The 15915-nt window shown below is 44.2% G+C and carries 12 protein-coding genes; all 12 read right to left on the bottom strand.

Annotated features, from left to right (window positions below; all coding sequences use genetic code 11):
• Window positions 1-38: 38 nt before the first annotated feature.
• Entirely contained in the window at window positions 39-791 is a 753-nt protein-coding gene (locus HBL79_RS03885; protein ID WP_035685180.1) for an SDR family oxidoreductase, read from the bottom strand.
• A 15-nt stretch (window positions 792-806) separates the two neighbouring features.
• Window positions 807-1487, bottom strand: a complete 681-nt coding sequence (gene mtgA, locus HBL79_RS03890) for a monofunctional biosynthetic peptidoglycan transglycosylase (RefSeq protein ID WP_046097437.1) — start codon at window positions 1485-1487, stop codon at window positions 807-809.
• Window positions 1488-1515: 28 nt separating this feature from the next.
• On the bottom strand, window positions 1516-1815 hold the full coding sequence (gene trpR / locus HBL79_RS03895; protein ID WP_035685175.1) for a trp operon repressor: 300 nt from the start codon (window positions 1813-1815) through the stop codon (window positions 1516-1518).
• A 54-nt stretch (window positions 1816-1869) separates the two neighbouring features.
• Window positions 1870-4020, bottom strand: a complete 2151-nt coding sequence (locus tag HBL79_RS03900) for a transglycosylase SLT domain-containing protein (RefSeq protein ID WP_035685173.1) — start codon at window positions 4018-4020, stop codon at window positions 1870-1872.
• A gap of 325 nt (window positions 4021-4345) precedes the next feature.
• Window positions 4346-5239, bottom strand: coding sequence for a protein translocase subunit SecF (gene secF, locus HBL79_RS03905; protein ID WP_370539166.1), 894 nt, complete (start codon window positions 5237-5239; stop codon window positions 4346-4348).
• 85 nt (window positions 5240-5324) lie between these two features.
• Window positions 5325-7175 (bottom strand): protein translocase subunit SecD, encoded by a 1851-nt coding sequence (gene secD, locus HBL79_RS03910; RefSeq protein ID WP_017806187.1) that lies wholly within the window; start codon window positions 7173-7175, stop codon window positions 5325-5327.
• A 34-nt stretch (window positions 7176-7209) separates the two neighbouring features.
• The gene (gene yajC / locus HBL79_RS03915) at window positions 7210-7509 is read right to left on the bottom strand and encodes a preprotein translocase subunit YajC (RefSeq protein ID WP_017806188.1); all 300 of its coding nucleotides are present in this window, start codon (window positions 7507-7509) and stop codon (window positions 7210-7212) included.
• 286 nt (window positions 7510-7795) lie between these two features.
• Complete coding sequence (locus HBL79_RS03920) at window positions 7796-8305, bottom strand: hemerythrin domain-containing protein (protein ID WP_035685169.1); 510 nt, start codon at window positions 8303-8305, stop codon at window positions 7796-7798.
• Window positions 8298-9473, bottom strand: a complete 1176-nt coding sequence (gene tgt, locus HBL79_RS03925) for a tRNA guanosine(34) transglycosylase Tgt (protein WP_035685293.1) — start codon at window positions 9471-9473, stop codon at window positions 8298-8300. The genes HBL79_RS03920 and tgt overlap by 8 nt, the downstream gene beginning before the upstream one ends.
• 59 nt (window positions 9474-9532) lie before the next feature.
• Window positions 9533-10624: a tRNA preQ1(34) S-adenosylmethionine ribosyltransferase-isomerase QueA gene (queA, locus tag HBL79_RS03930; RefSeq protein WP_035685291.1), complete on the bottom strand. Its 1092-nt coding sequence runs from the start codon at window positions 10622-10624 to the stop codon at window positions 9533-9535.
• A gap of 207 nt (window positions 10625-10831) precedes the next feature.
• On the bottom strand, window positions 10832-12331 hold the full coding sequence (gene putP / locus HBL79_RS03935; protein ID WP_035685168.1) for a sodium/proline symporter PutP: 1500 nt from the start codon (window positions 12329-12331) through the stop codon (window positions 10832-10834).
• A 17-nt stretch (window positions 12332-12348) separates the two neighbouring features.
• Window positions 12349-15789: a bifunctional proline dehydrogenase/L-glutamate gamma-semialdehyde dehydrogenase PutA gene (gene putA / locus HBL79_RS03940; RefSeq protein ID WP_035685166.1), complete on the bottom strand. Its 3441-nt coding sequence runs from the start codon at window positions 15787-15789 to the stop codon at window positions 12349-12351.
• Window positions 15790-15915: the final 126 nt, after the last annotated feature.

Here is a 15915-nt window from a genome sequence, read left to right on the forward strand (position 1 = left end):
CCATCGCCTTTAAAAACGCCTAAAATTTTCACCGCACTTTAGTTTTTATCTCTCACCACATTCAACGCAGAGAAACTTTGTGCTACAGGCATAATTTCAATGCGGTTGATATTAACGTGTGGGGGTTGTTGATAGATCCAGAGTATGGTGTTGGCGATGTCGATTGGTTGTATCGGTTGTACGTTAGCATAAACGCTTGCGGCTTTTTCGTCGTCGCCTTTAAAACGCACGTTAGAAAATTCCGTGCCGCCACATAGTCCGGGTTCAACATTGGTTACGCGGACATTCGTTCCCGCTAAATCAGCACGTAAATTTAAACTAAATTGCTCCACGAAGGCTTTGGTTGCACCGTATACATTGCCGCCAGGGTAAGGATAAGTGCCAGCGATTGAACCTAAATTGATGATATGCCCCAGCTTGCGTGCTACCATTTGCGGTAAAATTTGGCGAGTTAAATAGGTTAAGCCCACGATATTTGTGTTGATCATTGTGAGCCAGTCCTCAAAATTGGCTTGATGGGCAGGTTCTAAGCCGAGGGCTAAGCCCGCGTTATTTACTAGTAAATCAATCTCTTGAAAATCCTCGGGAAGTTGAGAAAGTGCGGTGCTAATTTGCGTTAAATTATTCATATCCATTTGCAAAGGATAAAAATTTTCCCCAAGCTCATTTTGTAAGGCGGTTAATTTTTCTAAACGGCGAGCCGCCCCAATCACTTTATAGCCCGCGTTGATAAACACTTCGCACATCGCTTTACCAAACCCCGCGGACGCGCCCGTAATTAGAATTGCCATTGTTGTTCTCCTCAGTTAGTTTAATTGATTTAAGTAGCTTTTACCCAATAGGTTCATTTGTCGCATAATCCAACGTTGTTTTTTTCGCACAAACGCACTGGGTTTGTTCACTTTGAATAAAATTGGATTTGGCAGCACAGCGGCGAGTAGTGCTGCTTCTTGCTGGTTGAGCTGTTTAGCGGATTTTTTGAAGTAATATCGGCTCGCTGCCTCTACGCCAAAAATCCCCTCGCCAAATTCTGCAATGTTTAAATAAACTTCTAAAATGCGTTTTTTTGTCCATAGCAGTTCCACCATTAAGGTAGTGGGTAGTTCAATGCCTTTGCGTAGCCAGCTTTGCCCGTGCCATAAATATAAATTTTTCACGGTTTGCTGCGAAATGGTTGAACCACCTCGAATATGCCGAGCGTTTTGATTATGCTTTAAGGCTTTCTCAATTGCCTCCCAATCAATGCCGTGATGCTGAACAAATTTTTGATCTTCAGCGGCAATAACCGCAAGCTGCATTTGCCAAGCGATATTATCAATGCTCACCCATTGATAATCTAAGGTATATTCTTCGCCTTGTAAAAGATGCCCCACTTTTTGTTGCACCATATAAGCGGAAAAAGGGATTGGCACAACGCGAAAAAGCAGGGTAACGCCACAGAAAAATGCAAAGCCATAAAGGGAATAGCGTAAGATTTTCTGTTTCAGGCGTTGCCAACATTGTAGGCCCCTTTTTCTATTTTTGCTCACTGAGTTGTTCTTTTACCCATTGCATAAATTCAGGCGGCATTGTTTTGATCATATTTGAGCCTCGTGTGATGGTCGCCGCACTGGTGTTCAAGTTTTGCTGAATCTCACGCTGTGAACAACTTTTTTCTAATAGCTGAGCCACAATTTGCAAACGCAACCCCACCGCATCGCGTTCATCGGGGGTGAGAAGTAGGGTGAGCAATTCTTGTTCTTTGTTTTGTGCAAAGGCGGTGCGGAGAATTTCTAAAAAGCTGTGCCATTGTTCCATATTTTTGCTGACATACATAACAAGCTCCTATTATCTATCACGAATGTTTCATTGTGCTATTAAACTAATGCACTAGTATAATCGGTTTTTTTCCTCTTGGGTAAATTTTTCTGGCGTTTCGCCTTGCAAAAGCTGGTAGTAATAATCGTACGCTAGCACATTTTGCACATAGCCTCGGGTTTCATAAAAAGGAATGGTCGCGATAAATTCCGCCATTGTGAGCTTGCCATTGGCTTTAGCCAGCCAGCTATCCACCCGTTTTGCTCCCGCATTATAGGCAGCGGCGATCAAAATACGATTATTGCCATATTTTTCCGCTAATTGATTGAGATGTGTTGTGCCAAGCATAATATTATCAATGGGATCAAAGAGTTGGCTTTCTTTACGATAAGGCAAATTTGCTTGTTCCGCAGTGAGTTTCGCCGTGCTTGGCAAAAGCTGCATTAAGCCTTTCGCGTTGGCGGAAGAGGTAACCTCCGCTCGCCACGCACTTTCTTGTCGTGCGATCGCCATCGCAAAAGTGCGGTGTATTTTGGCGTGCGTTTTTTCATTGAGAAAGACATCAAACCACCTTTGATAGGCATTCGGTAAACGCAACGCGATGTAGTCCCAAGCCTTGGCTTGAATAGTCGCCTCCACTTGCAAATCCGCCCACTGATTTTGCTCGGCATAATGTGCCAACGCCAACTTTTCTGCAAAACTCGCTTTGTCCAATAAGGCACGCCATTCTCGTTGAAGTGCGGTGTTATCTTTTAACGCTTGTAATTCTTGAATGCGTGCGAGCTGAGTGGCGTATTTTTGCACATTTTCCGCTGTGCCAAGGGTTTTCATTACGGGCTGATAATTGAGATTTAGGGCTTGTGCCGCAAGCATTGGGTAAAAGCCGCGTGCATTTTGCTGCATTTGTTGCCAAATTTGCTCGGCTTGGGGGTTGTTGCCCTGTTGCAAGAATGCCGCTGCTTGCCAATACCGCCATTCATCTTTGTTTTTTGCCTGTTCAGAAAGCACGTTCAGCCAAGATTGAATCTCCGCTTTTTCTCGCAAAGCAACGCGAATGCGGCGTTCGGTTTGCTTGTCTTCTTTTAAGGCGAGTACGCTTTCATCTCGCCATTGCTGAATGGCAGGATTTTCACTATCAAATAACTGGCTCAGCAACGCCGATTGCCACGCTTGCTTTTGTTGTGGGGATAAATTAAAGCGTTCCGCCCATTGTTGAAGTTGAGCAAAAGGGGCGTGCGGGTCAAGGCTATTTTCGGCAACGCCTTTTATAAAACGCGGCATTACTGCCAGCAATATCCGTTTATTTTCCTCATTGACGGCTAAATTTTCCACATAAAAAGGGCTAGCAGGCGAGCGGAGTTGCTGCGGCGATTTCAACAGATTAAGCAAATTATTCAGCCAAATGTTGAGTTCGGAGGATTGGGGCATTTTCGCTAATTGACTGAGCAACGCAACATTGTTTTTTTCTACCGCTAATAAGGCACGTTGTTTGATAAGGGCTTTATTCAGCAAGTTTTTTTGAGCCATTTGAGTAAACAAGGCTTCGCATTGTTGAGGTAAAACATTGCCTGTTAGCCAGAGATCCTTAAGGGAAGAAGAAAGTGCGGTGCTTTTTTCACGCGTTTTTTCTGGCTGAGTATTTTGTTGGAGGAGCGATGCTGCGGGATCTCGGCTTTCGGCAATAGTATCCGAGGCTTGCTGAGCGGTTAAAATAATGCAATTTGCCGTTTGGTTAGTTGTGATACTTTTGATCGCGTTTTCCGCTGCCAAAATACCCGCCCAGTTTTGCACGGAATATTGCTGTTGTAGCCAAATGAGCGGTAAATCTTTCAGCGGAAAATCAGGGTATTTTTGTTGAAACTGGCTAATTTCTGCCATAGATAAGCTGGCTTTTGGGGCCTTTAGACGCTGGTATTCGGCATAAGGCAAAAGCGGGTAGTCTTGCAGTTGAGCAAGTAACCCATCGGCAATATTGAGTGTTGCTTCGCTTTGTGAAAGGGCTAAATATTGCTGAAGTTTGCGATAAATTTCCCGTTGTGTGGTGAGCTTTTGCTGATCGCGTAAGGCATCGGTATTGGGATCTGGAGGCGTATTTGGGGCTTGTGCCGCCGTGCTTACGATGGGATTTTCTGCCTTTTCATTGGTTGGGGTAAGGCTATCTGCCCCAGCGAAAAGGGGCAGGGAAGATAAACTAAATAGGAGAAGTGTTTGCGTGAATTTCATTGTTGTTCCTAGTATGGCTTGCTAAAAAATAGGTCTAAAAAGCACCGCACTTTGTTATTGCCGTTTGGCTTCAAAATAACCTTCAAAATAATATAGCTAAACGTCTTTCACTTTTCTACGACATTACTTTGCCTCGCCGTAGTCTTGTACTAAAGCCTTGTTGGAAAGTGAAATCCATTTAGCCATAGGGCGTTCCCCTAGCTGTTGAGCCTTGTTTCATTGTGAGCGGAAACGCCGAAATAAAATAAACAAAAGCCCGATCAAATCGGGCTGAATTTTAGTCTTTTTTTAGACCGCACTCTATAAGAAAAGTGCGGTGGAATTTTTACGGTATTTCATCAATATCGTCTTTATTCACTTTTTGAATAATCATATGCTCACGTTTTAAGCCGAGATCGAGTGCGATACTAATCGCGATATAGATGGTGGAATATGTACCAAATCCAATACCGATTAATAGGGCAAGGGAGAAGCTGTGAATGGTTGGTCCGCCAAACACAAATAACGCGATCACCACAAAAAGGGTTGTGATCGAGGTCATTAAGGTTCTTGATAAGGTTTGAGTGAGTGAAATGTCAATGATTTCCACCGTGTCAATACGGCGAATTTTGCGGAAATTTTCACGCACACGGTCAAAAACCACGATACTGTCGTTTAGGGAGTAGCCCACCACAGAAAGAATTGCCGCGACGAAAGTGAGATCCATTTCAATTTGAAAATAAGAAAACACGCCGAGCGTTACGATCACATCGTGAGCAAGTGCCACAATCCCGCCAGCGGCTAAACGCCATTCAAAGCGGAATGCGATGTAAGCAAGTAGTATCAAGAGCGTAATCAATGTGGCATAAATCGCCCCTTGAGTGAGTTCTTCACCCACATTTGGCCCCACAAATTCGACGCTACGAATTTGAATATCGCTGTCTAGCTGACTTAGCATTCCTTTGATTTGCGTCCCAATATCCGCCCCGCCCGCAGATGCAGGCAGGCGGATCATCACATCACGCACGCCACCAGTGGTTTGCACCAATGGGCTTTCAATGCCATTTGCTTTTAAGGTGGCACGGATTTTTTCCAGATCTGCAGGCTGAGAAAAGTGGGTATCTACCACCGTTCCCCCAGTAAAATCCAAGCCCCAGTTAAAGCCTTTGGTTATGATGCTTGTAATACAAAGTGCGGTAATAATAAATGAGAAAATATAGCCGACAAGGCGATATTTCATAAATGGCGTAAACCGAAAAGGCAGGATAACCCCTTTATATTGATGCACTTTTTTATTTTGTGTTAATAAACTCACAGTAACCACCTTAGATTGATAATTTCTCTACACGTTTGCCGCCGTAAAGGAAATTGACGAGCATTCGCGTTCCTGTAATTGCGGTAAACATTGAGATCGCGACCCCAAGTGAAAGGGTAATGGCAAAGCCTTTAATCGGCCCTGTTCCCACCGCATAAAGGACGATAGAGGTTAAAATTGTGGTTAAGTTGGCATCAAAAATACTGCTAAACGCCCCGTTGTAGCCCTCGTTAATGGCTTGCTGCACGCTTCTACCGTTGCGGAGTTCTTCTTTTATACGCTCAAAGATCAGCACGTTGGCATCAACGGACATTCCCACTGAGAGGATAATCCCCGCAATCCCTGGCATCGTGAGGGTTGCCCCTGGTAATAAGGACATTAAGCCCACAAGCAAGACCATATTGGCAAGTAATGCAAGGCTTGCGAACAAGCCGAATACTTTGTAGTAAATCACCATAAAGAGCAGGGTGATCGCTAAGCCCCAAAGCCCAGCTTGTAAGCCTTGTTCAACATTTTGCGCCCCAAGAGATGGCCCGACGGTGCGTTCTTCCACAATTTGAATTGGTGCGGTTAATGCACCAGAACGGAGCAATACTGCCAGATTTTGTGCTTCGCTTGGGCTATCAATCCCTGTAATTTGAAATTGGCTACCAAAACGCCCTTGAATTGTGGCGATATTGATCACTTCTTCATGTTTAGTAAGGAGGGTTTTGCCGTTTTCATCTTTTTTGCCACTATCTTTGTATTCTACATATAAGGTAGCCATTGGCTTTTTCAGATTCATTTTGGTGGTTTGCGACATAATATCCCCACCTTCGCTATCTAGCGTTACGCTTACTTGTGGGCTGGCAGTGTGTTGATCCATACCAGATGACGCGTTGATAATATGATCACCGCCCAATACCGCACGTTTATACAACACCACAGGGCGATTATTGCGGTCAAATTTTACTTCAGAATCTGAAGGTAGCATACCACGCATTGCGGCATCAACATTGGCATTTTGATTGACTAAGCGAAATTCTAAAGTGGCAGTTGCCCCCAAAATTTCTTTTGCTCGTGCGGTATCTTGCACACCCGGCAATTCAACCACGATACGATCTGCCCCTTGACGTTGAATGACTGGCTCAGAAACGCCAAGTTCTTCGACACGGCGACGTAAAATGCTTAAGTTTTGCTCAATGGCGTGATCACGAGTTTCATTGAGTGCCGCATCAGAAAGTGCCAACGAAAGGGTGTTATTAGACACTTCATTGACGACTAAATTCGGGTGAGCTTGGCGTAGCAACCGCTGAAGGCTAGAAAGTTGATCAGGGTTTTTCAAGGTGATCAAGGTACTATAATTTTCACCCGCACGAATGTTAGTGTATGGATATTTTGCTTTGCGTAATTCTGCATATAGCCCATCTTGCAACTGTTCTTGACGTTTGGTAAGAGCAGTATTCATATCTACTTCCATTAAGAAGCGAACACCACCACGCAAGTCCAAGCCCCATTTCATCGGGTTTCCACCAATATCTGCCAACCATTTTGGCGTAGCTGGGGCGAGGTTTAATGCCACAGAATAATTATTGCCTAATTTCTCGCTGATTTTATCTTTGGCAAGTAATTGATCGTCTGTATTATGAAAACGAGCAAGAATAGAACCGTTTTCTAATTTAATGGATTTTGTAGTGAGATGATTTTCGTTGAGAAGCGTTTGCACATTGCTAAGGGTTGTAGTGTTGGCTTCTTGTCCACGAGTTCCTGAAATTTGAACGGCAGGATCTTCGCCGTAAAGATTTGGAAGGGAGTATAAAACACCAATGGCGACCACGAGGATCACCATTATATTCTTCCATAAAGGGTAACGATTTAACATAGATTTTCCTGTTCCCTTGCGGAAAAGTTAAAAATTAAAGGCTTTTTAATGAACCTTTTGGTAACACAGCCACGATAAAATCACGTTTTATCGTGATTTCTGTGCTGTCATTTAATGCAAGAACAACGTAATCGCTTTCTGCACCAATTTTGGTGATTTTACCAATAATCCCACCAGAGGTTAGCACTTCCGTACCTTTCGCTAACTCAGCCATTAATTGTTTGTGGGCTTTATTGCGTTTCGCTTGCGGGCGATAAATCATAAAATAGAAAATCAGACCGAAAAGAACGAAAATAAATAACATTGACATTGGGCTACCTTGTTGAGCTTCCATTTTTTATCCTTCTATTAAAGTTAAATGATGAAAATATAGGGCGTTAAAATAGCACAAAATCCCTTTATTGACAAAGTGCTTTTGTGAAAGTGCGGTGAGTTATAGAAGCGTTTTTACCAGAAAAACGAGCAGAAAAAGCACCGCACTTTGGGTTTTGAGGAAAAGAAAACCTGTAAAAATTACAGGTTGGGATAATTAATGTTTTTTAGCCAGCTGGGTTGCCAAATAAGCCCAACCAACCATAATGATTGCAAAAATCACTAAACCAAAGGTAAAGTTCATTTTTCTACCTCCTTCTTTCTCTCATCACTTCCCCCATTGCCGCCAATTCCGCTTGTGGAATGTGCTGTTTGCCTAGCTCAAATAAGGGTTCTTCAATGGCGATATGGTTGTCGTAGCCCGCGATAAAATTCTCGATCAGATCAGGGGAAATGAGCGTTATTTCCTCGTTAAGTAAGGCTTCAAGCTGGGCGGATAACGCCGCCCAGTTTTGATGTAGGCTTTCGTGCTGGCTTTCTAACTGTTCCACCTCTGCCTTGGCTTGCGGATAATGTTTCAACAAAGCAGGGAAAAAATCCTTTTCCTCGTCATCGTGGTGTAAAGGGGCAGCGAGATTGAAATAATTCAAAATTTGCTGCACGTCCTTTTTCACCGCTTGAATATTGCCGTTTTTTTCCAAATAGCTAGGCAGAATACGTAGTTGGCGACAAAACATTTTCACCTTGCCGTGGCAAGCATAAAGCATCGCGATAGGATCGTCCCAGCTAGCAAATTGTTGCGGTTGTAGGTTAAGCATTGCTTTCGCCTTGTGAATGATTTTCTGCCACTTCGCTTTGCAATGGTGGCACAGGTTTACCAATGCGAGCGTAGAAATCCACCACGAATTGATCGAAACGGTCTTCATCAATAGCTTGGCGAATTTGTGCCATTAAACGTTGATAATAGCGTAAATTATGAATGGTGTTTAATCTTGCCCCTAAAATCTCACCGCACTTATCCAAATGATAAAGATAAGATTTGGTGTAATGTTTACAGGTGTAGCAATCACATTCAGGATCGAGCGGGCTTGTGTCATCACGGTATTTCGCATTACGAATTTTCACAATCCCGTCTGTAACAAATAAATGTCCGTTGCGTGCGTTACGCGTTGGCATTACGCAGTCGAACATATCAATCCCACGGCGAACGCCCTCCACCAAATCTTCAGGTTTTCCCACTCCCATTAAGTAGCGAGGCTTATCCGCAGGCAATTGCGGGCAAACATATTCTAAAATGCGGTGCATATCTTCTTTCGGCTCGCCCACTGCCAAACCGCCCACCGCATAACCGTCAAAGCCGATCTCTACCAAGCCTTCAACGGAAACTTTGCGTAATTCTTCATACACGCCACCTTGCACGATACCGAATAAGGCGTTTTGATTGCCTAACTCATCGAAACGGTTACGGCTACGTTTCGCCCAGCGGAGCGACATTTCCATTGATTTTTTCGCATAATCAAAGGTGGCGGGATAAGGCGTGCATTCATCAAAAATCATCACAATATCAGAGCCTAAATCATATTGGATTTCCATTGATTTCTCAGGGGATAAAAAAATGCGTTCGCCATTGATCGGATTTTGGAATTTCACGCCCTCTTCGGTGATTTTACGTAATTTGCCGAGGCTGAACACTTGGAAGCCGCCGCTATCGGTTAAAATCGGGCGATGCCATTGCATAAAATCGTGCAAATCGCCGTGCTTACGCATAATTTCTTGCCCTGGACGTAGCCATAAATGAAAGGTATTGCCGAGCAAAATTTCCGCCCCCGTTTCACGCACTTCTTCAGGGGTCATTCCTTTCACCGTGCCGTAAGTTCCCACAGGCATAAAGGCAGGGGTTTGCACCTCAAATTCCCCTTGCGGACGTTGAAAGGTCATTGTGCCACGGCGTGCCGTGCCATCGGTTTTGTGTAATTTAAATTTCATTGTCATAGATTTTCCTTTTCGAATAAACAGTTCGAGGGTTAATTAATAGGCATTAGCGATTAATCTAAGCCCGTTACATTAGAATTTTTGCTAATAAACATCGCATCGCCATAGCTGAAAAAACGGTAGTGATTTTGCACCGCACTTTTATAGGCATTCATCGTGTGCGAATAGCCCGCAAAGGCAGAAACCAGCATAATCAGCGTGCTTTCAGGTAAATGGAAATTGGTGATCAACGCGTCCACCACAAGGAATTTTTTCCCTGGGTAAAGAAAAATGGAGGTGTCGGAAAAATAAGGTTCAAGCAGTTGCGAATGATGATGTTCTTGGGCAAATAATGCCGCACTTTCGATTGAACGCACGGAGGTTGTGCCGACCGCAATGACTCGCTTGCCTTGTGCTTTGGTGTGTAAAATCGCGTCCACGGTTTCTTGTGGCACTTCCACATATTCCGCGTGCATTTTATGATCTTCAATGTTTTCAACTCGCACAGGTTGGAAGGTTCCCGCCCCAACGTGCAAGGTAACAAAAGCAAAGTTCACGCCTTTGGCTTTTAATTTTTCCAATAAGGCATCATCAAAATGCAAACCCGCAGTGGGGGCTGCCACCGCCCCCGGCACTTTGTTATACACCGTTTGATAGCGTTCTTGATCCGCTTCTTCATCAGGACGATCGATATAAGGTGGCAGTGGCATATGCCCGATTTGCTGCAATACGTCTAAAAGTGCGGTGTTTTTTTCCGCGATTTTTACTTCAAATAAACTCTCGTGGCGGGCGGTCATTATCATTTTAATGCCCTTGCCGTCGCCCAATTTATCTTCCCCTAAAAAGAGTTCAGCTCCTTCTTTTGGTGCTTTTGATGAACGGATATGTGCAAGAAAACTGTCTTCGGATAAAATTCGCTCCACCAGCACTTCAATCTTGCCACCGCTGGCTTTGCGACCGTACATTCTCGCTGGGATCACGCGGGTATTATTAAAAATTAACAAATCCCCCTCGTTGATGAGCTCCACCACATCAGCAAAAGTGCGGTGCGAAATTTCACCGTTTTCACCGTTAAGCTGCAACAAACGGCTGGCAGTGCGATCTGCTTTGGGATAACGGGCAATTAATTCATCGGGCAAATCAAAATAAAAATCGGAAACACGCATTGTTTTTGTCATCGTAAAAAATAATGGCGTAGTCTATTGGGATTTCATTGAGAGTACAAGAAAAATATCGTTATTGTGATTTCAAAATAGAGCAAAATCTTGGGGTAATCGACCATAGTTTGTCAGGTTTTAAAATTCAATAAAGCCATAGAGGAAAAGGATAAAAAAGAAAAACGGGTGAGATTTATCACCCGTTTTTAGCGTTATCTATTTTTGGTTATTATAACTTTCTACCGCTTTATCAAATGTATCTGCCACTTCTTTTGATACAGGCGAGAAAATCGAAGAAGTGAGAGTTACGCACGAGCAAGCCAAGAAGCCGGGAATGATTTCGTAGAGGTTGGCGAGATCTTTCCAGTTTAAGGTTTGCATTAGCGGTTTCCACGCCACCACAGTTAATGCACCCGCGATCATTCCCCAAAGGGCGGCGTTGGAGGTGATGTTGCGGTTGAATAGGGATAAGATGACTAATGGTCCAAAGGCTGCACCAAAGCCCGCCCACGCGTAGGAAACCAAGCCCATTACTTTGGAATTAGGATCTTGTGCGATGGCGATGGCAACAAGGGCGATGAGCAGCACCATTACACGCCCCACCCAAACAAGCTCGGTGCTGGAGGCGTTTTTGCGTAAGAAGCCGTGATAGAAATCTTCGGTGATCGCGGCAGAACACATTAGGAATTGTGCGGAGAGGGTACTCATAATCGCAGCCAAAATGGCAGAGAGCACAATGCCGACAATCCAAGGATTGAAAATGGCTTTGGAAATTTCAATAAAGACGGATTCTGCAGAGTCTAATGCGATGCCTTTCACTTCAAAATAAGCTAAGCCAAAATAGCCCACCGCACAAGCACCGCCAAGGCATAAAATCATCCAAGTGATCCCGATAAAGCGGGCTTTTTCTAAGGCTTGCACGGAATTAGCTGCCATAAAGCGTGCCAAAATGTGTGGTTGCCCGAAATAGCCTAATCCCCAAGAAAGGGCGGAGATCACGCCAATGCCAGACACGTTATATAGCCAGTTAGAATAAGGAATGCCCGTTTGTTGTGATTTCACACTTAAAGCGAGATTGATTTCTTCCCAGCTAATATTGAGCAGCACAATCACAGGGGCGAGCAATAAGGCGAAGATCATTAATGAGGCTTGGATCGTATCGCTCCAAGAAATTGCGAGATAACCGCCGATGAAGGTGTAAGCAATGGTGGCAATCGCCCCGAAAATAAGGGCGGTGCTATAATCAATGCCGAGTAAACTTTGGAATAATTTCGCTCCCGCGACAACGCCTGAAGCACAATAAATAGTGAAGAAGAATAAAATCACGGAAGAAGAAATAATTTTTAAGGATTTCGCCCGTTTGGGGAAGCGAACCGCGAAAAATTCGGGTAAGGTGAGGGCGTTGCCGTATTGTTCAGTGAATACCCGTAAGCGTCCTGCCACAATGCGATAGTTCAGATATGCCCCGATGGTTAGCCCCACGGCAATCCAAGCTTCAGATAAGCCCGTTAGGAAGATCGCACCAGGCAAGCCAAGTAGCAACCAGCCTGACATATCGGAAGCTCCTGCGGACATCGCGGTAACGAAGCTACCCATTTTGCGACCGCCTAAAATGTAGTCGTTAAAATTTTTGGTTGAGCGATAAGCATAGATACCAATGCCTAAAATCACCAAAAGATATAACCCAAAAGCTGTGTAGATTTGATAATTCTGCATACTTTCTCCTTCTCAAATTATTGTTCTTCAATCGCCATTAAGCTGGCGTTGCCTCCTGCAGCGGAAATATTTTCACTGCGGGAAAACTCATTATATAACAGCGTTAAATCTTGGCTGTTTGTCCAATCATATAGACAGAAAATGGCGGGATTATTCTCTGCAAATCGTTGGCGTGTCGCTAAGCTGAGCGGTGAAACAAACACGGCTTTTTGTAAATGTTGCCCTGCTTGCAGACATTGTAGATCGGGTAACTCGTTGTTTAACAGCGGATTATCTTCTTCTACCACCACCTTGAACCCCGCTTGTTGTAGCCGTTGATAAGCGGCGATTAAGCGTGCCTGATGCTGACCGAGCAATAAAATCGTCGTGGTTTTGTAACTGATGCGATTTAATTCCCCTGTAATACTAGGCAATACCGTGTTTTTTGCAAGTAAAGAAGCATAATATTGTGATGTTTTGGTTAAACGTTGAACATAAAGCTCTCCGCCCGCCTTTGGCCCCGTGCCTGATAGCCCGTGTCCGCCGAAAGGTTGCACGCCAACCACCGCACCGACGATATTGCGGTTAATGTAAAAATTGCCACATTCAAGGTGTTGTTCAACAAACTCGACATTTTTGCTAATACGACTATGGCAGCCCCCAGTTAATGCGTAGCCTTTGGCATTGATGGCTTGTAAATAATCCCCCAACTCGGCTTTTTTATAGCGAACAAAATGGAGAATAGGCCCGAACACCTCGCGGTTAATTTGGGCGAGGGAATCCACTTCATAAATGGCAGGGGCGACAAAATGACCTGTTTCAGGTGCGTTTAGTTCAAAATATCGACGAGAAAATGACCGCACTTTTTCTTGATAGGCTTGAAGATTGGCTTTCGCTTCTTCATCAATGACTGGTCCAATATCGGTATTGATCAACTCGGGATTGCCGATCACCAATTCTTTCATTGCTTCCGTAAGCATTTGATAGAGCCGATCTGCAATATCTTCTTGCACCAATAAAATTCGCAATGCCGAACAGCGTTGCCCTGCGGAATCAAAGGCGGAGCTTAGCACGTCAGCGATCACTTGTTCCAACAAGGCGGAAGAATCCACTACCATTGTGTTTAATCCCCCTGTTTCAGCGATGAAAACAGGTTGATCTTCACGTTGAATGAGCTGTTGATGAATTAAATGAGCTACTTCTGTTGAGCCAGTAAACATCACCGCATTAAACGGCTGAGCCACCAATGCCGCCCCAACCTCACCTGCTCCAAGGGTGAGTTGCAAAGCGGATTGCGGCACGCCTGCTTGGTGCAAGAGTTTCACTGCATAATAAGCGATGCGTGAGGTTTGCTCCGCAGGTTTGGCGATGACATTATTACCCGCTGCCAATGCCGCTGCAATTTGCCCCGTGAAAATGGCTAGAGGGAAATTCCAAGGGGAAATACATAGCACATTGCCTAGCGGTGGTGCGAGGGCATTTTTGCTCGCTAATAAACGGATTTGTTCAGCATAATAGCGTAAAAAATCCACCGCTTCCCGTAACTCACCAATGGCATTCGGTAAGGTTTTACCCGCTTCTTCAATAGCCAGTTTGAGTAACAAGCCCGTATTTTCTTCGTATAAAACTGCCGCACTTTCTAAAATCGCCGCACGTTCTTCCACGCTCTTTTCTTGCCAATCGCGGGTTTGCGTGACTTTAAACACCGCCTCCGCTTCCGTTGGCGAGATAAATTGCACCGGCGGTAAAGGCTGGCTTATTTCTGCGGGTTTTCTGCCTTGTTCGCTGAGGGCTGCTGACACCTCTATGCCACAGAGCGAATGCACTTCGCCATATTCCGCTTGATTTAGTTGATGTTGTAAGGTGGCGAGATCCACTTCATTACTTAAATTAAAGCCAGCGGAATTGCGACGGTGTGGGAAAATCTCCGTAGGCAATTTGATCGCTTTATTGGGTTCACCCTTGAAGCGAACAAATTTTTTCCACGGGGCTTCTACGAGAGCTTCAACAGAAATTTGATTATCCACTAATTGATGAACGAAAGAGGAATTTGCCCCGTTTTCCAATAAGCGACGAACCAAATAGGCGAGCAGGGTTTGATAAGTTCCCACTGGGGCGTACACCCGTACGCGGTGGTTGAATTGATCCGCTCCGACAATATGATCATAAAGGGTTTCGCCCATTCCGTGTAAGCATTGAAATTCAAAGGTTTTTCCCTTGCCAAGTTGCATAATGGTGGCGAGGGTTTGCACATTATGGGTGGCAAATTGTGGGTAAATGACATCTTGGACGGCGAATAATTTTTTTGCACAGCTTAAATAGGAAATATCCGTATGCACTTTACGCGTATAAACGGGGAAATCGGCAACGCCTTCGGTCTGTGCCCATTTGATTTCGCTATCCCAATATGCCCCTTTCACCAAGCGAATCATCATTTTACGTTGGAAACGGCGATTTAATGCAATAATGTAATCCAACACATAAGGGCAACGTTTTGAATAGGCTTGCACCACAAAACCAATGCCGTCAAAGCCCGCTAAATCAGGATCTTGCAATAAACGCTCAAGCAAATCTAAGGAAATTTCAAGGCGTGCCATTTCTTCTGCGTCAATATTTAGCCCAATGTTGTATTGTTTGGCAAGGACGAAAAGCTGTTTTAAACGCGGATAGATTTCGCTCATTAAACGATCTTGTTGTGAACGGGAATAACGTGGGTGAATGGCGGAAAGTTTCACCGAAATCCCGTTTGCTTCATACAAGGATCGCCCTGCCGATTGTTTTCCCACTGCGTGAATGGCATCAACATAATCTTGCAGATAGCGATCTGCGTCTTCCATCGTCATTGCCGCTTCGCCCAGCATATCAAAGGAAAAGCAATAGCCCATTTTTTCTCGCGATTGAATATTTTTTAACGCTTTTTCCATTGTTTCACCCGTAACGAATTGCTCGCCTAAAATACCCATCGCTTTTTCAATGGCAGTTTTCATTACAGGGGCAGAAAGGCGAGAAAAACTTCGACTCAGGGCGGAAGCAAGGTTTTCTTCATCTAGATTGACGCTGATTTTATTGCCCAACATCAAGCCTAGACTGGCGAGATTGGTGAACAGTGAACCTGATTTTTTCAAGTGTGCCTGCCAGTTGCCGAGCTGAAGTTTGTCATTAATCAACGCATAGCGAGTTTGTGCGTCAGGAATACGCAACAACGCCTCAGCTAAACACATCAACGCAATGCCCTCATCACAGCCTAAAGAAAACTCGTGCATTAAGGCATCAACGCCATAGCGTTTTTGTTTTTTACTGCGGATTTTTGTGATTAATTGACTTGTGACTTGTTCAATTTCCGTTTCTTGTTGAGGAGTAAAGTTTAAGGTGTGGAGCAAGTTTGTGATAGCGGGTTGTTCAGGGCAAGTATAGTGTTTACTAATAATTTTACGAAGTTCAGGTTCTATTGTCGGTAAAGGGGAATATTGATAGTACATTTTAAACTCCTTCCTATATTTAAGGTTCGACTTATTTATGTTGTCTAGTTGTTAATATTATGTAAATGATTGTATGAAAAATTAGCAAGGAATACATATCGAATATTAAGAAATGTGACAGAGTTC

This window comes from Avibacterium paragallinarum (assembly GCF_011765605.1).
GTDB lineage: Bacteria > Pseudomonadota > Gammaproteobacteria > Enterobacterales > Pasteurellaceae > Avibacterium > Avibacterium paragallinarum.